Consider the following 17,314-nt stretch of genomic DNA (forward strand, 5'->3'; position numbering starts at 1 on the left):
CACCGTCTTCGCTCAGAACTTCACGCTGTAGGCCAGCGCGACCGTTCGTCCCGGTCCCTTCACATAGTAGTAGTCGTCATAGCCGTAGGCCTGCACCGAGTAGGACTGCTGCAACACCGGCACGTAGCTCTCGTTGAAGATGTTCTCGATCCCGAAGCTGAGGGTGCCGGGGCCAACCTGGAGGCGGCCGAGCAGGTCGACGAGGAAATAATTGTCGATGGTCTGCAAACCGGAGAACTGGTTGCTGTCCGGATTGCGGGTGCCCGAATAGAGCGATTGCAGGCGGAGCGAGCCGAAGTCCCATGGACGGGCCTCGATATAGGCCGTGACCTTGGCCGGTGCGATCCGGTCGGACCCGAGATCGGTGTCGTAGTCGCCGTCGCCGTTGGCGTCGTAGCGGCCCTCGAGCCAGGTGAAGGTGCCGCCGATGCCGATCTTTTCGTGCAGTGCGTAGGAGGCCGCCACCTCGACGCCGTAGACCTTCTCAGGCGCCAGCTGGATGTTCAGTTCCTGATCGTAAGTCACGCCGTTGTCGGACTCGTTGTAGAACACGGTCGGCTCGACCATCAGGCCCGCATGCTCGATGCGGAAGCCGAGTTCGTAGCTCTCGGTCTTCTGCCCCTCGGAGGACAATTGCGAGACGTCGCTGAAACCGGAATCGTAGAGATAGCGGCCGAGATCGCCGAGCTGGAAACCTTCCGAGTAGCCGCCGAACATGTCGAGCCCGTCGAGCAGCTGATAGGAGGCGCTGAGATTGAAGAGCGGTTCACGGTAATCGACGGTACCGCCGTTCACCGTGGTGCCGAGCTCGTTCACGTGGGTCGGAATGTCGACGTCGATGAGCTCATAGCGAACACCGCCGGTGACCTTGAGGTCCGTCGTCAGGTCCGCCTGGAGTTGCGCGAACGGCGCGTAGCCGTTCATCGTGTAGTCCGGAACCGTGGAGGGTGCGTCAATGTCGTTCACCACGGTCTTGTCGTGAATGTAGTCGACGCCCCAGATCACGTTGAGCGGGAGCGGGGAGGCCGTGACCGGCGTATCGACGGTCAGCCGGGAGCCGAATTTCGAGGACTCGGTCTCGTACTGGTCATAGACGAAGTCCAGGAACTCGGTCCGGGTGAAGGTCGTGGTGTTGTTGTTGTAGTAGCCTTGCAGGGTGACCATGCTGCCCAGCACGTCGATATTGCTGTAGGTCGCATTCAGCGTGAGGTTCTCCATGCCGGGCTTTCTGGTGTTGAGATTGCCCCGCGACGGCGTCGCGCTGGTATTGTTGGCGATGCTGCCGCCGGCGACCGTGCCGGCCCAGTCGCTGTCCTGGGTGTAATCGTAGTAGTTGGCGCTGAGGTCGAACCGGTGATCCTCGCGCTCGAATCCGAGCTTGCCGAGGAAATTGTAGGAAGTGATGTCGTCCGTGCCGCCCTGGGTGCCGTAGCTGTCCGGCGGACGTCGTTCGCCGTCCGCGGTGAAACTTCCGCCGGCCATGTCGAAATTGCCGTTCACCAGATAATCCACCTGGCCGGTACGACCGGAGGCGCCGAGATTGGTGTTGTAGCTCGCGGATTCTCCGACATCTTCCGGCTGGAAGCGGAAACCGCCGGAGGCCGTATAGTTGACCTCCCCGTCTTCCGGTTTCCTGGTGACGATGTTGACGAGACCGCCCGGCGCGCCGAAGCCGTAGGCGGCGGTCGCGCCGCGCACCACTTCGATCTGCTCGATCGCGCTTGAGCTGATGCTGTTCAGTGCCCGATAGTTGTTGTTCAGCGTATTGGTCTGCGGCACGCCGTCGATCAGGGTGAGGAAATTGCGCCCGCGCAGGGTCTGGCCATATTCCGTCAGGTTCTCCGTCGACTGGCCGAAGCCGGGTACAGTCTTGGAGAGGATCTCGCCGACCGGCGTGTTGACGGTGGTCTGCTCCTCGATCTCCTCGCGCGTGATCACGGTGACGGAGACCGTCGTCTCCTCGACCGGCGTTTCTGTCCGGGTGGCGGATGTGACGGTGATCCTGTCGAGCGCGACCGGCTCACCGGACCTCGTCTTGTCCTGCGCCAGCGCCGTGGCCGCCGTCAGGGTCGTGGAGGCGGTCAACGCGAATAAAAACAGTCTTTTCATGGAACGACTCACTCTACGCAACAAAACTCAATGGGAATGGGCGGTTTCGTCGCGCCGCCAGTAGACGGCGCTGTATCTCCGGTTCGGCGCGAGGCCGAGCGCGGTCTTGAAGTGCTCGCGGATCTCTCTTGCCTGTTCCGCCTCGCCGGCAAACCAGCCGGTCTGCTCGGCGCCGTGCGCCGATGCCGCCGTTTTCAATGCGGCGGGCAGCATGTCGAGCGGGACCCAATCGAGAGAGAAGCCTTGGGGAAGGGAGACCGGGAGCGGTTCCTGATGCGGCCGCAGACCGATCACGGCGTGACCGCCGTCCCCGCCTTGGCGGGCTTCCAGGATGCGCAGGATCGCCGGAACGGCCGTGTCGTCGCCGCCGATCGAGAGCCATCCGCCGGCAGGGAAACCGCCGCCGCCGGGGCCGATCATGCCGACCCGGTCGCCCGTTTTCGCCGTCTCCGCCCAGTCGGAGAAGGCGCCGCCGCGATGGCGTACGATGTCGATCTCGACCTCGCCCCGTTCCGGGGAAATCGCGCGGATCGTGTAGACGCGGACGATCAGTTCGTCCTCTCCGCTTGGAAACCGCACCGCGCCGGAGCGTTCGATGGTCGGCCAGACGATCTCGGTGCACGACGGGCTGCGCGGTATCATCAGCCGGACATGCAGGCCGCGTTCGGTGAAGGGCGAGAGATCCTGGCCGCCGAGGGTCATCCTTAGCAGCCAGTCAGAGATTTCCCGCGTGCGGAGGACTCGCATGACCCGGAGGTTCTTCGGTCTACCGGGCTCCGGCGCCGTTCCGTTCCAGGCGATTTCGTTCGCCAGCTTCGGGTCATGGGCGATCAGATACTCCGAGATCGAGCCTTGCAGCACGGTCAGGCCGTCATCGTCCGGGGAGTCGATGTGGACCCGGAGTTCTTCCGTACCCGCGGCGAGCCGGATCTTTCCGTAAGCCGTCTGGTAGACGGCACTGTCCCGGCAGCGCACGACGGGGTGAAGATCGTGCGTCCGGAGATGACGGACATGGTCGTCCAGCCATGCCCCGGCGTTTCCGAGTCTTACGGATAGTTCTGACTGCATGACCCCGCGCCTGTCGCGGCATCGGGTGCCGCTATTGCAAATGATAGTGGTTCGCAGAATCAGTCGCAAAAAATGCGGGATGTCAAGATCGAAGTGTTGCCGGCCGGAGGCCGGATTCCGGTTTCAGTCTGGAATCCGCGATCTCTGACGAGCGGAAACTTGAGCGCTGCCGGGTCAGAAAGCCAGCCCGGCATGGAGATTGATGCCGACAACCATGATCATGTTGGCTGCGGCATAGAGGCCGTTGGGGACGTAGATCGCTGGCAACGGGGGCAAAATGGCATAGATCAGCCAAAGCAACGAGAGCAGGAGACACATGCTCCAGGTGGCCAGGGAGAAGCTTCGGCCAAGTGACAATGGGTATGATAGAGCTTCACAATCTTTGGAGTCGTCGCGCAAGGGCCGATGATCCCGAAGGCGAGCATGCCTTTCTCGAAAAGACGAATGAATCTCTTGCGGATCGTCGGCAGGTCTTGAATAGCGTCGGTCTCATCGGATCCTTAATTGCGTCGGTGGCGTTGCATTCCGATTGTGTCGATCATGACAACTGCAACGGGTATCGCGCACTCAGAGAGAGCTAGTAAGATATCCGGAAATAATTCCGGTTATTAGTACCGCTTCCGTTCGGAGATTTGGTACTAGGCATAGAACCTGCTTGTCCAACGCCGTGTCTGAAGGGATCGATATGGCGACCGAAGTCATCGCCTCTCCGGACCTGGTTGTCTTCCGGGTTCGTGGCCCACTGACAGGAGCGGAGGCCTTGTCCGTCGTAGATGGCCATTTCTCCAGCACGCCGACGAAACTTGCGCTGTGGGATCTGAGAGAGGCTTCACTGTCTGCTTTCCGCGCTGACGAGATCTCGTCGCTGGTCGAAGCGGGCGCGCGGCATCTGGAGCGTAGGGGCGCAGGTGCGAAAACCGCCGTCGTCACCGCCGGTGAGTGGGACGAAGCACTCCTCAGAGTGTACGAAGCACGTGCTCTGGCGGCTCTAGGCGAAGTCCGGTTTCGGGTATTCAACGACGCGGACCGCGCACGGGAATGGCTCTGCGACCCTGCGTAGTCTTGTCGGGCGCCATCCGCAAGAGCCGAACGCGTTTTTGGATCTTCACGTGTTTCTTAACCATTTGATTACGCTCACAGCGTCAGCATGGTCGCCGCATGGAACGGGCGCTGGAAAATTGTGAGAATTCGGATATCGCAGACGCTTCCCGAAACTGACTATGACGTATTGGCTCGACTCCGGAGGGGCGGGAAGGCTTACTCCCTGCGGGGTATTGGGTGTGACACAGCTGGACGGAAGGATCGATGAAGCCGTCTTCTCCGGATCGGATGGAGAGATCCGTCATCCACGATGCTGAGGGCGACCTGCTGGTTCAGCGAATAGAGCCGCTCTTCAGCTCCAACCTTCCGGCGCTTGCCAACGTCGCGATCGCGGCCCTGGTTTCCGTTGCGGCAAGGGATGACGTTCCGCGCGCCTATCTCGTCGGATGGGTCCTCCTCATGGGGGCGCTGTCTCTTTACCGCGTCTTCCTGGTCGACAGATTCCGCCGTTCCAGGCCGGGGCCTTCCGAGGCGCCTTTCTGGGAGCGCCGGATGTTCCACTGCGCGGCCGCGCAGGGCCTTGTCTGGTCCCTGACCGGCCTCTCGGTCGCGCAATTCCCGATGCCGATGGAGGTTATCGGAATCATCTCCGTTGCTGTTTGCGGCATGTTGGCCGGGGCCACGTTCACCCTGACAGGGAGCCAGAGGGTGTTCCGGGCCTATGTGTTTCCGGCGGGCATCGGCCTGATTGCGGGAATCATGCTCTCGGGCGCCCCGGAAGGGCCTGTGGTCGCCTTTATGGGGATTGTCTATTTGACTGTCGTTCTGGTCTGGGGACGCGAAATCGGACGCTCGGCGGAGGAGCGACTCGCGATGGCGGCCGAGAAGGCTCATCTGCTCGCCAATCTCGAGTTCGCGCAGCGCGAAACCGAGCTGGAGAAGGAGTTCAAGCAGGAGACCTACAACAAGCTGGGGCACGAGCTCAGAACGCCGCTCAACAGCATCATCGGATTTGCCGAAGTCATCGCGAGCGAGGCGGTCGGGCCTGTCGGCACGCCAAGATACAAGGAATATGCCGAGCTCGTCGCGGAGAGCGGAAAACACCTTTCAAATCTGATCGACGAGATGCTCACACTTGCGACAGGCGAGTCGCCCCAGACCGGCGCCGACGGTGAGCCGGTGGATGTGACGGAGGTCATGGTTTTCTGCCGGGATATGCTCGCGCCCTTCGCGAAGACGCGGGGGATCGAACTCCGGCTTTCGCCGGCGGATCAGGACCTCCCGCCGATCCGCATAGACCCGCTGAAGCTGCGTCAGGTCCTGATCAATCTGCTGAATAATGCCATCCACTACACGCTGCAGGGCGGGCGGATCGAACTGGCATCGACGCGGGGCGCCGGAAATTTCATCGAGATCAGCGTCTCGGACACCGGGATCGGGATGTCCGATGCCGATATCCCGAAAGCCCTCGAGCCTTTCAATCAGCTCGAGAATGGCAAGACCCACAACCCGCACGGCAAGGGCATAGGATTGGCGCTCTCGAAGAAATTTGTCGAACTCTACGGCGGACGGATGGAGATCGAGAGCGAACTTGGTGTGGGAACCAAGATCACGGTTTTCCTGCCGACAGATCCCCGGGCAGCAGGCTGACGCGGCTAACGCGACGGACCGCTTTCACTGCATTGAAGAGGAGGGCAGCGGCGGCGGCGAATATGGCGGAGGCGGGGTGAACGCCCCGCTCCGGCTGCCGCGCCGACCAGGACATGGATAGGCAGACCGAAGCGGCCCCGATGCCGCGGAGCAGGGGCATCGCGTAGGAGAACAGATTTCGTCCCGGTTTCGCGGTCGCCATCATCCGCCGTTCCGCGGGATCCGGAAATCTCCTGGCGGTCGGGATGCTGCAGCGCGAAATCCGGCCGGCGGGGGGCCGTGACGGAAAATTACCCGCCCCAAAGAAAAAATGCCGGGAACCGCTAGGTTCCCGGCAAGTTGAACAGGGAGGCTTCACGTCTGGGAGACGTAGGACCCCGGAGGGCCCTCTACTTCAGGCGGGGGCCTGAAGGGAAGATGCTGCAAAGCAGCACCGTGATCTTCTTCTAAATATGTCTATAAGAGGTTAACGACCATGCATTTTTGTTCAGTTCGGATATGCAAAAAATGCATGCCCCTTGCACCTTCAATGTCAAATTCATGAAACAAACCGTCGTTCCGAATCCAACCTGAATCGAGAGATGGGGTTTAAGAATGATCGGTGCAATATGCTCCGATTTAGATTTTTTCCAAAAATCAAAACTGGGTTTTGGCGACTTCCTGGATCAGGAAATCGCGGAGCACGGTGATCCGTTTCGAATGACGGAGTTCCTCGGGATAGACAAAGTAGGCGGGCACCTGCGGGCCTTCGACATCCGGCATCACCCGCACGAGGCTGCTGTCCTCCTGGGCCAGATAATCGGGGATCGCGGCGATCCCGACACCGCCCTGGACGGCCCGGAGAATGGCGTAATAATTGTTCACCGCGAAGGTGTTCATATGGACGCGCCGGTTCCCGCCGGTGGCGAGTTCCCTGAGCCAGTTGACGTTCGGAAACGGCGGGTGCGGTGTATCGCCGAACAGCACGAGCCGATGATTTTGTAGATCTTCCGCGGTCTGCGGCACGCCCGCCTGTTTCAGATATGACGGCGAGGCGTAGAGATGCAGCTTGATGTTCTTGATATGGCGCTGGATCAGATCCGGCTGCCGCGGCGGGCTGAGCCGGATCGCGACATCGGCCTGCCGCATCCCGAGATCGAGTTCGCCGTCGTCAATGATCAGATTGACGCTGATCTCCGGATAGAGCTCGAGGAAACGGCCGATCCGCGAGGCGAGCCAGGTCGAACCGAAGGCGACCGGAGTGGTGATCTTGAGCGGGCCGCGCGGCAGTTCCTTGCCTTCCGACAGGCTCGCTTCCGCGGCTGCGAGCTTGGCGAAGACTTCGCGTGCAGTGCGGTAGAGCGTTTCGCCCTGCTCGGTCAGGATCAGACCCCGCGCATGACGGTGAAACAGCGCGACCTTGAGCGAATCTTCCAGCTGGCTGATCTGACGGCTGACGGCAGACTGGCTGAGATTGAGAGTCTCTCCCGCATGCGTGAAGCTGCCCGCCTCCGCGACGGCGTGAAAGACCCGGAGTTTGTCCCAGTCCATGGCCATGGTGAACCGATCTCGCCTTCTCACACAGAATTCCAGCATCCAGTCTAGGCCAGGCGACGGGCGCGGGCCAGAAGAACACGGAGCAAAAAGCAGTTTAGGAGAAGAGGGTTATCGGATCGTTACCGAGCCCGTCAGATTATTCCGCCGCTTCGGCGGCGGCATCCTCCAGCGCGGCAAGGTATTTTTCCGCCTCCAGCGCCGCCATGCAGCCCATGCCGGCCGCGGTCACCGCCTGACGGTAGACCTTGTCGACGCAGTCGCCGGCGGCGTAGATGCCGGGAACAGAGGTTCGGGTGCTGCCGGTCTCGGTCAGCAGGTAGCCTTCTCCGTCGGATTCAAGGGCCCCGACGAACGGCTTGGTTGCCGGATCGTGCCCGATGGCGACGAAGAAGCCGGTCGCCTTGATCTCTTTCACGGCGCCGGTCTTGACGTTCTTGATCCGCGCGCCCTCGACTCCGGCCATCGGCCCTTCGCCGCCGAGGACCTCTTCGACCACGCTGTCCCAGACCACCTCGATCTTCTCGTGCCGGAACAGCCGTTCCTGCATGATCTTCTCTGCCCGGAGCGAATCGCGTCGATGCACCAGCGTCACCTTGGAGGCGATGTTGGCGAGATAGAGCGCTTCCTCGACCGCCGTGTTGCCGCCGCCGACGACGATGACCTCCTGCTCGCGGAAAAAGAAACCGTCGCAGGTGGCGCAGGCCGAGACGCCGCGGCCGCTGTAGGTCTGCTCGCTCTCGAGCCCGAGCCAGCGGGCCTGCGCACCGGTAGCGATGATCACCGCGTCGGCGGCGAATGTGTCACCGCTATCCATGGAAAGAGTGTAGGGACGCTTCGAGAAATCGACCGCCGTCACGAGGTCGTAGACGATCCGCGCGCCAACATGCTCTGCCTGCTTCTGCATCTGTTCCATCAGCCACGGACCCTGGATGACGTCCGCGAAGCCCGGATAATTCTCCACCTCGGAGGTGATCGTCATCTGTCCGCCCGGCTGCAGTCCCGCAAGCACGACCGGCTTTAAGTTGGCGCGCGCGGTATAGATGGCGGCGGTGAGTCCGGCGGCGCCGGAGCCGATGATGACGATTTTCTCGCGATGTTCGGTCATGGGGCAGAGCAGTCCTGTTGTCTGGGGTTCTCGGACCTTTGGTGGCGGCCTCTTCCGAACATAAGCAACCGCCGGGAAGCGAACAAGCGGCGCGGCGCCTATTCCTCGCAACGTGCCGCATGTTTCGGCTGGTCGTCGGCAGAGACCGGCCGGGGAAGGCGCCCGCCCGGGTGCACGCGCCGTTCCGGTGACCGCGCGCGGGTTGGCCGGTCACCGTTCTGCCGCGTCTCCCGTCCCGCATATCGCTCCGGGCAGCTTGACAGTCCCCCTCTTGCCCCTGCATGTCTCACGTCGATCCGAGCTCACCTCAGGAACGGAAGATTGTCGATGCCTGACTGGCCCGCCTGGCTGACGACCCTGCTGATCGCAACCAATCTGCTGTCGCTGGTCGCGCTCTATTTCATCACCCGGCGCATGCTGAAACTGCGACGGCAGAAGAAGCGGGCCTTCGCCTTTTCCGATTATCCGATCCGCAAGGCGAAGCTGGAAGAGGTCGCGCCCTGTTTCGCCATGACGCCCTATGGTCCGAGTCCGGATTCCGAAGTGCGCTTCATCGGCGGCGAGGGTGTCGTGGCGTCGCTGTCGGATCGGGAATCCTGGGTCATGGCGGCACTGGCCAAGGGGGCGAAGCGCATCTTCGAATTCGGAACCTGTACCGGCAAGACCGCGCATGTCTTTGCCCTGAACGCTGCACCGGATGCCGAGATCCACACCCTCACGCTGCACCCGGACGATCTGGCGGCGCTGGAATTCGGCCTCGGCGACGATAAGCATCACCGGGACGTCGCGGCCGAGGAATCCTCTTTTCAGACCTTCTATTACAACGGCCAGCCGACCGAGAGGAACATTCGGCAGATCTTCTCCGACAGCAAGGCCTATGACGAGGAAGACCTGCGCGGAAAGGTCGACCTCGTCTTCGTCGACGGCGCGCATACGCGGACCTATGTCGAAAGCGACACGCGCAAGGCGCTCAACATGCTCGCCGCGGAAGGCGTCATTCTCTGGCATGACTACAAGCCGGACGCGCCGGATGTCTTCGCCTTCCTGAACGATCTCTCGAAGCAACTGCCGCTGGTGCATATCGCCGAGACGGATCTCGTCATGTACCGGCGGACCGCCGCCGACACATAGAACGCGGTCAGAGAATGTCGCGGCAGGGGAACTGCATCACGACCTCGGAGACGTTCGCGTTCCGATCGTCCGCGAACTGAGCGAGATTGTAGAGACTGATCCCGAGGATGACATCGGTCTTGCCGTCTTCGGACGCCATCGGCAGCAGCAATCTCTCCGCATGCCAGGCATCGAGTGAGGAGAGCCGCTCCTCGACCGCGCCGTACTGGATCAGTGGAACTCCGACGATTTTATCCCAGCGCTCTTTCACCACAGGATAGTCGATCTCGCCGACGATGTTGCGGATGGTGCGGCCCTTGATTCCCCTTCCCCAGGCATCGTTGACGCTCTCGCCCGCCAGTTTGCAGACGTAGTCGCCCACCTCCGGCTCGAAGCGATAGATCCAGATGTAGCGCAGGAGGGACGGTACGCTGAGCGGGGAGAAGTCCTTTCGGCGTGCGACAAGGGCGTCGCTGCGCGCAGCGAGCCAGGCGGCGAAAAACTCGAAGATCCTTTCGTCCGCCTGGGGAATTCGTTTCCTCAGTTCCGAGATCGCTCTGTCGTCAGAGGGCATCTGCTGAATTCACGCACACGTCTTCGTTGGATTTCCAGTATAGCTCAGAATTTGTTTACCGAGGGTTAGCCGGACCAAATAAATCGGCTCCGGGGCGCGACGTTGTGATTCGGCTCACACCTTGGCTCCGGACACCACCGCGAAGCACCATTGCTTGTAGTCGCAGCGGACATCCTCGTATCCGTCGTCGGAGAGGTTCTGCGTGATTGTTCCGAGGGTCGGCGGGCGGCCGTTCCGGTGCGTCTCGATCGCTTCCTCGATCTCGCCTTCCGGCGCACCGAGGCTGAGCGCGTCACGGCGCCAGGCATCGAGATGCCTGTCCTCGACGCAATCCGTTTCTCCCCGAACCTGATCGGCATTGACGAATATCCCGCCGCCCCGGCGAAGCCCGGCATAGCTGGCGGAAAGCAGGGTCCGTATTGATTTCGGATTGAGGTGATGGATCGAGAGTTCCGCGATGACGGCGTCGTAGGGACCGTCGTAGGTCATGTGCACATAGTCGCCGGACATCACCGTGACGCGTGGCCCGTACGGCTCGAGCCTGCCGCGCACATTCGCGACGACGGCCTCGGAGAAATCGATCAGGGTGAGCTCGGCATTCTCGTCGGCGGCAAGAATACGCTCCGCCAGGAGCCCGGTTCCGGGTCCGAGATCGAGGATGCGCAGCGGCGATCCGTCCTGCGGCTCCGGCAGCAGGTCGATGATGGTGCGGTGAATGGAATCGCGATAGGGAACGAGCTTGCCGCGCGCCGTGTCGGCATCCCTCACGACGCTGTGGAACGTGTCTTCGGTCGGTCCGCTCATGGCATGGCCCCCCACAGCCTGTCTGCTCCGGACTCCGGACCTACATGAAGAGACGCTCGCCCTCCAGCCCTTTGTAGAGACCGGCGACCTGTTCGGCATAGCCGTTGTAGAGCAGGGTCGGCACCTTGGCGCCGCCGCCGAGCGGCCGTTCCGAGGCCTGGCTCCAGCGCGGATGCGGCACGTCCGGATTCACGTTCGCCCAGAATCCGTATTCGCTCGCCTGCAGCTCCTCCCAGAACGAGACCGGGCGCTCGGAGGTGAAGGTAAAGCGGACGATCGATTTGGTCGACTTGAAGCCGTATTTCCACGGCACGGCGAGGCGCAGCGGCGCGCCGTTCTGCCGCGGCATGGGCTTGCCGTAGATCCCGGTCGCGATGAAGGCGAGATCGTTCGTCGCCTCCTCGATGGTCAGTCCCTCGATATAGGGCCAGGGATACCAATGCTGCTTCTGCCCGCGCGCCATCTCCGGATCCATGAAGGTTTCCATGCGGACATATTTCGCCGAGGAGAGCGGCTCGGCGAGCTTGACCAGCGCGGCCAGCGGAAAGCCGCTCCAGGGGACGACCATGGACCATGCCTCGACGCAGCGCAGGCGGTAGACCCGTTCTTCCAGCGGCATCTGCTCCAGCAGGTCGTCGATATCGATGGTCTTCGGCTTCGCGACCTCGCCGTCGAGGGTGACGGTCCAGGGGCGGATCTTCAGATCCTGCGCCGCGCGAACGATGTCCTTGTGGCTGCCGAACTCGTAGAAATTGTTGTAGCTGGTGGCGAGGTCCTCGACCGTGATCGGACGGTCCGGGCCGCCGTCGGCATAGGCCGGATTGCGCTTCACCGGATAGAGATGCGCGGACGGATCCGGCGGAACCGCGGCGATCATGCTGGCCGGATCGCCGTCCGCCGTGGCCTCGTCGCCGCAACCGGTCAGCGCCGCCGCCGAGAGCACCATCGGTCCGGCCGCGAGGCCCTTCAGCAGGGACCGGCGGTTGCGGAACAGGGATTCGGGCGTCACCGCCCGTTCCGGCAGTTCCCAGCCCTTCCATCGTTTCAACAGCATGGCGCATCCTCCGGCCGCGGACTTTCTGCAGAAGACAGACATAGGCCAGCGCGCCGGACACGGCCAGTCACGTGCGGGTGAGAGACGCGTGTCCGGGCGGCCGGGAGCGGGGTCAGGCCGCCAGTTTTTCCTCGAGATCGAGCACTTCGAGGCAGGCATGCGCGGCTTCCCGGCCCTTGCCTTCCATGTGCGCCCGGAAGAACCCGATATGCTCGTCCGTGCCGTGGAAATGGTGCGGTGTCAGGACCACGGAGAGCACCGGCACCCCGCTGTCGAGCTGGACGCGCATCAGACCGTCGATCACCGCGGAGGCGACGAAATCGTGCCGGTAGATGCCGCCGTCGACGACGAAGGCGGTGGCCACGATGGCGGCGTAGTCCGGTCCCGCCGCAAGTCTCTGGGCCATCAGCGGGATCTCGAACGCGCCCGGGACCTCGAAATAGTCCACGCGGTCGGCGCTGAAGCCGCGGTCGGCCAGTTCGGCGGCGAAGCCGGACCGGGCCTGGCTCGTCATGTCATGGTGCCAGCGCGCCTGAACGAAGGCGATGCGGCCGCCGATCGGGCCGGTCGTGGGTTTGATGTCTTTCTGGATCATCGGTTCCAACTCCTTGTCAAAAAACAGGAATCGAGGCCGAGTTCGAACACCGGAAAACGCGCCGCGCCGAGGGCGCAACGCATCCGTGCCGTTCTCTTTCATCCGGACTTTCACCGTCGGCTTCGGAGTCGCACCGAATCTGCTGACCCCGGCAGTGCCGGGCGCTCGCGGGCTTCACGGAACAGCCGGATGGCTCTCTCATGTCACCGCCGGTGGGGACTTTCACCCCGCCCCGAGAACTTCGCCGCCAACCATCTGGCGACTCTTCAAACCTAGGGACCCGGCCCGCCCGTTACAATCGGGAACTGGCTGCGGATTGCCTCTGGTATCGGCGCGGCTGCGCCCTATCTTCAGCGCCATGAAAGACACGGAACGCAATTCCCTCGGCGGCCGCGTGAAGCGCTACGCCAGGGTCACGGGCGCGGTCGGCGGCCTTGCCGCGCGGGTCGCCGGCGAGCGCTATCTCGGCTTCAAGCTGGACAAGGGCGAACATGCGGCGGAACTGCGCGAGGCGCTCGGCGGTCTCAAGGGGCCACTGATGAAGGTGGCGCAGATCCTCGCCACCATCCCCGACGCCCTGCCGAAGGAATATACCAACGAGCTGGTGCAGCTTCAGGCCGACGCGCCGAGCATGGGCTGGCTCTTCGTCAAGCGCCGGATGAGCCGCGAGCTCGGTGCCGGCTGGCAGAAACGGTTCGGCGCCTTCGAGCACGAGGCCGCGGCCGCCGCCTCGCTCGGCCAGGTGCACCGGGCGGCGGACCGGGAGGGCAATCCGCTCGCGGTGAAGCTGCAATATCCCGACATGTCCTCGGCGGTGGAGGCGGACCTGCGCCAGCTCCGGCTGATCTTCTCGGTCTATGCGCGCTACGACAAGGCGATCCATACCGACGAGATCTACAAGGAACTCTCCGCCCGCCTGCGCGAGGAACTGGATTACGAGCGCGAGGCGCGGCACATGGCGCTCTACGGCCTGATGCTGAAGGACGAGTCGAGCGTCCATGTCCCGGAAGCCGTCGATGCCCTGACCACGCCGCGGCTGCTCACCATGAACTGGCTGGACGGCGCCAGGCTGCTCGACTTCATTGCCGCGCATGAGGACCAGGAGACCCGCAACCGGGTGGCACTCAACATGTTCCGCGCCTGGTACGTGCCGTTCTACGAATACGGCGTGATCCACGGCGACCCGCATCTCGGGAACTATTCGGTGCGGCCGGACGGCAGCATCAATCTGCTCGATTTCGGCTGCATCCGCGTCTTCCCGCCGAGCTTCGTGAAAGGGGTGATCGACCTCTACAACGCGCTCTCGACCGACGACGAGGCGCTCGCGGTCCATGCCTACGAGAGCTGGGGCTTCGAGGGGCTCGACAAGGAGACGATCGGGGTCCTCAACATGTGGGCCCGCTTCATCTACGCCCCGCTGATGGAGGACAAGGCGCGCCGCATCCAGGAGACCAATACCGGCATGTATGGCCGCGAGGTGGCGGAAAAGGTCCATGTCGAGCTGCGCCGCCTGCAGGGCGTCAAGCCGCCGCGCGAATTCGTCCTGATGGACCGCGCCGCGATCGGCCTCGGCTCGGTCTTCCTGCATCTGAAGGCGGAGGTGAACTGGTACCGCCTGTTCCACGAGCTGGTCGCGGAGTTCGATGTGGCGGCGCTGGCGAAACGGCAGGCGCAGGCGCTCAAGGAAGCGCGGGTGCCGGCGGCGGAGTGAGCGCTTTGAACGAGACAGGGCGGCGCCCTCGAAATAGTATCTGGTGCCATGAGGGCGGCACCGAATTCACCATGCGAACGGCTTCAGCCGGGCACTGACTTAGAACGGGTGGCGAAAAGCCTCGCCGTGCACACGCTCGGCGGCTATGTGCAGCCGGGCACGGCGCTGATGCGCATCGTGCCGCAGGAGGACCGGCTCACGGTTGAGGCGACGGTGACCAACCGGGATATCGGCTTCATCGAGGTGGGCCAGCGCGCGGCGGTGAAGGTCGATGCCTTCAACTACATGCGCTACGGCAGCATCGAGGGGCGGGTCGTCTCCCTCAGCGCCGATGCCGTGGTGCCGCAGGACGCGAGTCATGCGGCCGGGGCCGCCAGCGCCGCGGGCGCGGCCACCAGCGGCCCGCAGGCGGCACCGCAGATGCTGTCCTACACCGCGCGGATCGAGCTGGAGCGCGAGCATCTCCGCGTCGACGGGTGGGACGTCCGCCTGGTGCCGGGCATGTCGGTGACAGCGGACCTGCTGACGGGGGAAAGACGGGTGCTGGAATACGTGCTGCAGCCTGTGCTGCGCTATGCGAGCGAAGGGATGCGGGAGCGATGAGCAGTAACTGCAAAGACCGAGTTGAGTCAGGAAAATTTTGGCTACTAGAGAGCAGCATTAAGTCAATATATCCATTTTTTGTATTGTTAGTATATTTTTGGGAGCCGAGTAGAACTTTTGTAGTTCTAGTCCTAAATAATGCATTTAATTTTTTGACTTTTGGCAAAGGAAATTTGCAATATACGTTTATTGGCGGGGATTATTGGATAGCTAAGTATTTTTTGTTATTTTCTTGTATTGTTTGGGTGTTCTGGTATCTGCGAGAGCGTGCAGTGTTGTTTTTACAGTGTAAATCAAGAAGTAAATTATCAAAATTTATCATTGCTTCTGTTTCGTATTTTTTAATATGGATGGTTTTCGGTTTCATTTTTTATTGGTTATATAAATATATATATGTTTATGCATTTCTTGTATGATGTGGATTAATCATTAAGTGGTAATTGTAATTAGTAAATAAATAAATTGGTTTTTCAATCTAGGGGCGGAGCGGTTATGAGCCAGGATCAGCAAGTTATATTGAATAGTGCGGGTTATCAAATTGCTTTGTCGGTGGTGCATTATCTAAAGCAAAGCTCTGCCGAATTTGCCTATTTGAACAATATAAGTGTAAGAGAAAATAGCGTAACGCTTATTAAGGGATTAAGGGGACACACTACTTAATTTGACGCCCAACAGATTTGAGGGGGCGGACGGTTCAAATCGCTGGCCAGCTATGCGCTGGACGGTGCGGATTAATTAAGTAACGTGTCCCTTTAACCCTAACCCAAGAAGTAACGTGTCCCTTTAACCCTGCCTCTTCCGCTTCCTTCGCCCTTTGCCGCCCGCACCTCCTCCCGTCATCGTCGTTCTCGCAACGGGATCAACGCCTGCAGACGGGGGAAGGCGACATATCGATGGAACAGCCCGCGCTCGATCCGTGGTTCGATATCGGGGATATCGTGCCGCCGATCGGCCTGAAGCTCCCGGACGGCAAGCCGAAGCCGCCGAGCCGCATGGCGGGCCCGGGCGGCGCGGTCGCCTTTTCCTGCTCCCTGCTGCACGAGGCACGCCCGGTCTCCGGCGGCGCGCGTTGCGTGCTGCTTGCCTTCCTCCACCGAGAGGGGGAGGAGGACCTAGGCTTCGCGATGCCGGGGCGCACCGTCTCCGAGGACGATGGTGTCCATCGGCACGTCCCAGGGCATCGGGAAGATCGTCTTCAGCGTGCAGCCGGGCAGGCCGACGCCGATGATCCGTGGGCGCGGTTCGAGGCGCGCGAGGGTCATGTCGTAATAGCCGCCGCCATTGCCGAGGCGGAAGCAGCCCTCGTCGACCCCGACGAGCGGCGAGACCACAAGGTCGGGCAAACCGGTCTCCCGGGCGGCCGGCACCGGAATGTTCCAGATCCCCCGCTCCATCTTCGCCCGGGGCTCCCAGCGCCGGAAGGCGAGCGGCTGGCCCTTCTGTTCGACGACCGGGAGCAGGATCCGGGCGCCCGCCTCGTGCGCCTCCTTCATCCAGGGCCGCAGGTCCGGCTCGCCCCGGATCGGCCAGTAGACCGAGACGTTCAGGCCGTCGAGCGGGCCGGTGACGGTCTCCAGGTCGCGGACGATCGCCTCGGTGGCGGCGGCCCGCGCTTCGGGCGAAAAGGCCTTGCGCAGGGCATAGAGCCGTTCCCGCTCGGCCCGCCGCATGCGCGCGACGTCGCGCCAGGTATCGGGGTCGACGGGATGTCCGTCGACGAGGGTATGGAGAAAGCAGGCCGCATCTCCGCCCGCCGTTTCGTCCACCATTCGAGGGCCCTCCGGATCGGGTTCAGAGTTTCAAGAGGAAGATCCGCGTCACCGCGATGGTCGCGAATTCGAGATAGAGGATCATCGCGATCAGGATGCCGTAGCGCTGGATGTCGCTCAGCAGCTTCGATTTCCGGTTCCGCGCGGCGGTGCTGAAACTGCCCCATTTCGATGCGACGTAGGCAATCTTGCTGTTCTCCGCCGCCTGCCACCATTGCAGGCTGACGATAAGCGCGGCGCTGGCGAGGCTGAAGACCCAGACCATGAAAAGCAGCAGGCGGGAGAGATCCTTGTCCTGCCAGTGCGTCCACTCTCCGTAAGCGGTCACAAGCGTCGCACCGACGGAAAAATAGAGCACCGAGCGCCATTGCTGCGTCTTGGCGAAACGCAGATTGTCCGAGGCGTCGCGATAGATCGCCAGAAACTCGGCATGGGTCGTTTCCGCGAGATCGCTCGGCGTGTCCTCCGCCGGATTGAGCGGATCCGGACGCGGGTCCTCTTCGGTGTCGATCGGGTTGAGTGGCCTGGCCATGGAACGGATTCTCCACATATGCGGCCTTTGCCGGCCGCCGGGCTCTCCCATCC

General features: G+C 62.2%; 16 protein-coding genes and 1 riboswitch. Of the genes, 5 read left to right on the plus strand and 11 right to left on the minus strand.

Going from position 1 to position 17,314, the window contains the following annotated elements; all coding sequences use genetic code 11:
* Nucleotides 1–12: 12 nt before the first annotated feature.
* The 3 genes from ACOOE1_RS19975 to ACOOE1_RS19985 all read right to left on the minus strand — a co-directional run bounded on the left by ACOOE1_RS19975 (nt 13) and on the right by ACOOE1_RS19985 (nt 3,576).
* Nucleotides 13–2,109, minus strand: coding sequence for a TonB-dependent receptor (locus ACOOE1_RS19975; protein ID WP_420403963.1), 2,097 nt, complete (start codon nt 2,107–2,109; stop codon nt 13–15).
* A gap of 27 nt (nt 2,110–2,136) precedes the next feature.
* Nucleotides 2,137–3,177: a siderophore-interacting protein gene (locus ACOOE1_RS19980; RefSeq protein ID WP_420403964.1), complete on the minus strand. Its 1,041-nt coding sequence runs from the start codon at nt 3,175–3,177 to the stop codon at nt 2,137–2,139.
* A 174-nt stretch (nt 3,178–3,351) separates the two neighbouring features.
* Entirely contained in the window at nt 3,352–3,576 is a 225-nt protein-coding gene (locus ACOOE1_RS19985) for a hypothetical protein (RefSeq protein WP_420403965.1), read from the minus strand.
* A 361-nt stretch (nt 3,577–3,937) separates the two neighbouring features.
* Between ACOOE1_RS19985 and ACOOE1_RS19990 the strand changes: the two genes are divergently transcribed.
* Both ACOOE1_RS19990 and ACOOE1_RS19995 read left to right on the plus strand, forming a co-directional pair.
* Nucleotides 3,938–4,237 carry a hypothetical protein gene (locus ACOOE1_RS19990; protein WP_420403966.1) on the plus strand — a complete coding sequence of 100 codons (300 nt, stop codon included), beginning with the start codon at nt 3,938–3,940 and terminating at the stop codon, nt 4,235–4,237.
* 245 nt (nt 4,238–4,482) lie between these two features.
* On the plus strand, nt 4,483–5,868 hold the full coding sequence (locus tag ACOOE1_RS19995; protein WP_420403967.1) for a sensor histidine kinase: 1,386 nt from the start codon (nt 4,483–4,485) through the stop codon (nt 5,866–5,868).
* Between the two features lie 636 nt (nt 5,869–6,504).
* On the opposite strand, the gene ACOOE1_RS20000 is transcribed toward ACOOE1_RS19995, so the two are convergent.
* Together ACOOE1_RS20000 and trxB are read right to left on the minus strand one after the other, a co-directional pair.
* Nucleotides 6,505–7,398: a LysR family transcriptional regulator gene (locus tag ACOOE1_RS20000; RefSeq protein WP_420406454.1), complete on the minus strand. Its 894-nt coding sequence runs from the start codon at nt 7,396–7,398 to the stop codon at nt 6,505–6,507.
* Between the two features lie 142 nt (nt 7,399–7,540).
* Entirely contained in the window at nt 7,541–8,509 is a 969-nt protein-coding gene (gene trxB, locus ACOOE1_RS20005; RefSeq protein WP_420403968.1) for a thioredoxin-disulfide reductase, read from the minus strand.
* A 327-nt stretch (nt 8,510–8,836) separates the two neighbouring features.
* Between trxB and ACOOE1_RS20010 the strand changes: the two genes are divergently transcribed.
* The gene (locus ACOOE1_RS20010; RefSeq protein ID WP_420403969.1) at nt 8,837–9,640 is read left to right on the plus strand and encodes a class I SAM-dependent methyltransferase; all 804 of its coding nucleotides are present in this window, start codon (nt 8,837–8,839) and stop codon (nt 9,638–9,640) included.
* A 7-nt stretch (nt 9,641–9,647) separates the two neighbouring features.
* Here the strand turns inward: ACOOE1_RS20010 and ACOOE1_RS20015 are convergent, their stop codons facing one another.
* The 4 genes from ACOOE1_RS20015 to ACOOE1_RS20030 form a co-directional block, all read right to left on the minus strand.
* Entirely contained in the window at nt 9,648–10,193 is a 546-nt protein-coding gene (locus ACOOE1_RS20015; RefSeq protein WP_420403970.1) for a PAS domain-containing protein, read from the minus strand.
* A gap of 114 nt (nt 10,194–10,307) precedes the next feature.
* Nucleotides 10,308–10,997 carry a class I SAM-dependent methyltransferase gene (locus ACOOE1_RS20020; RefSeq protein ID WP_420403971.1) on the minus strand — a complete coding sequence of 230 codons (690 nt, stop codon included), beginning with the start codon at nt 10,995–10,997 and terminating at the stop codon, nt 10,308–10,310.
* 40 nt (nt 10,998–11,037) lie between these two features.
* Complete coding sequence (gene msrP, locus ACOOE1_RS20025) at nt 11,038–12,051, minus strand: protein-methionine-sulfoxide reductase catalytic subunit MsrP (RefSeq protein ID WP_420403972.1); 1,014 nt, start codon at nt 12,049–12,051, stop codon at nt 11,038–11,040.
* 112 nt (nt 12,052–12,163) lie between these two features.
* Complete coding sequence (locus tag ACOOE1_RS20030) at nt 12,164–12,646, minus strand: 6,7-dimethyl-8-ribityllumazine synthase (protein WP_420403973.1); 483 nt, start codon at nt 12,644–12,646, stop codon at nt 12,164–12,166.
* A gap of 86 nt (nt 12,647–12,732) precedes the next feature.
* Nucleotides 12,733–12,890: riboswitch (FMN riboswitch) on the minus strand.
* Between the two features lie 114 nt (nt 12,891–13,004).
* On the opposite strand from ACOOE1_RS20030, the gene ACOOE1_RS20035 reads away from it, so the two are divergent.
* The gene (locus tag ACOOE1_RS20035) at nt 13,005–14,357 is read left to right on the plus strand and encodes an ABC1 kinase family protein (RefSeq protein ID WP_420406455.1); all 1,353 of its coding nucleotides are present in this window, start codon (nt 13,005–13,007) and stop codon (nt 14,355–14,357) included.
* 108 nt (nt 14,358–14,465) lie between these two features.
* Complete coding sequence (locus tag ACOOE1_RS20040; RefSeq protein ID WP_420403974.1) at nt 14,466–14,960, plus strand: HlyD family efflux transporter periplasmic adaptor subunit; 495 nt, start codon at nt 14,466–14,468, stop codon at nt 14,958–14,960.
* 1,112 nt (nt 14,961–16,072) lie between these two features.
* Here ACOOE1_RS20040 and ACOOE1_RS20045 read toward each other — a convergent pair.
* Both ACOOE1_RS20045 and ACOOE1_RS20050 read right to left on the minus strand, forming a co-directional pair.
* Nucleotides 16,073–16,729, minus strand: a complete 657-nt coding sequence (locus ACOOE1_RS20045; RefSeq protein WP_420403975.1) for a 5-formyltetrahydrofolate cyclo-ligase — start codon at nt 16,727–16,729, stop codon at nt 16,073–16,075.
* A gap of 22 nt (nt 16,730–16,751) precedes the next feature.
* Nucleotides 16,752–17,261, minus strand: a complete 510-nt coding sequence (locus ACOOE1_RS20050) for a hypothetical protein (protein WP_420403976.1) — start codon at nt 17,259–17,261, stop codon at nt 16,752–16,754.
* Between the last annotated feature and the right edge of the window lie 53 nt (nt 17,262–17,314).

The sequence above is a fragment of the Nisaea sp. genome (genome assembly GCF_965216895.1).
Taxonomy (GTDB): domain Bacteria; phylum Pseudomonadota; class Alphaproteobacteria; order Thalassobaculales; family Thalassobaculaceae; genus Nisaea.

Bases quoted from the DNA above. Each gene is read 5' to 3' on its own strand.
- ACOOE1_RS19975 (WP_420403963.1), bottom strand. From the start codon at position 2,109: ATGAAAAGACTGTTTTTATTCGCGTTGACCGCCTCCACGACCCTGACG.
- ACOOE1_RS19980 (WP_420403964.1), bottom strand. From the start codon at position 3,177: ATGCAGTCAGAACTATCCGTAAGACTCGGAAACGCCGGGGCATGGCTG.
- ACOOE1_RS19995 (WP_420403967.1), top strand. From the start codon at position 4,483: ATGAAGCCGTCTTCTCCGGATCGGATGGAGAGATCCGTCATCCACGAT.
- ACOOE1_RS20000 (WP_420406454.1), bottom strand. From the start codon at position 7,398: ATGGACTGGGACAAACTCCGGGTCTTTCACGCCGTCGCGGAGGCGGGC.
- trxB (WP_420403968.1), bottom strand. From the start codon at position 8,509: ATGACCGAACATCGCGAGAAAATCGTCATCATCGGCTCCGGCGCCGCC.
- ACOOE1_RS20010 (WP_420403969.1), top strand. From the start codon at position 8,837: ATGCCTGACTGGCCCGCCTGGCTGACGACCCTGCTGATCGCAACCAAT.
- ACOOE1_RS20015 (WP_420403970.1), bottom strand. From the start codon at position 10,193: ATGCCCTCTGACGACAGAGCGATCTCGGAACTGAGGAAACGAATTCCC.
- ACOOE1_RS20020 (WP_420403971.1), bottom strand. From the start codon at position 10,997: ATGAGCGGACCGACCGAAGACACGTTCCACAGCGTCGTGAGGGATGCC.
- msrP (WP_420403972.1), bottom strand. From the start codon at position 12,051: ATGCTGTTGAAACGATGGAAGGGCTGGGAACTGCCGGAACGGGCGGTG.
- ACOOE1_RS20030 (WP_420403973.1), bottom strand. From the start codon at position 12,646: ATGATCCAGAAAGACATCAAACCCACGACCGGCCCGATCGGCGGCCGC.
- ACOOE1_RS20035 (WP_420406455.1), top strand. From the start codon at position 13,005: ATGAAAGACACGGAACGCAATTCCCTCGGCGGCCGCGTGAAGCGCTAC.
- ACOOE1_RS20045 (WP_420403975.1), bottom strand. From the start codon at position 16,729: ATGGTGGACGAAACGGCGGGCGGAGATGCGGCCTGCTTTCTCCATACC.
- ACOOE1_RS20050 (WP_420403976.1), bottom strand. From the start codon at position 17,261: ATGGCCAGGCCACTCAACCCGATCGACACCGAAGAGGACCCGCGTCCG.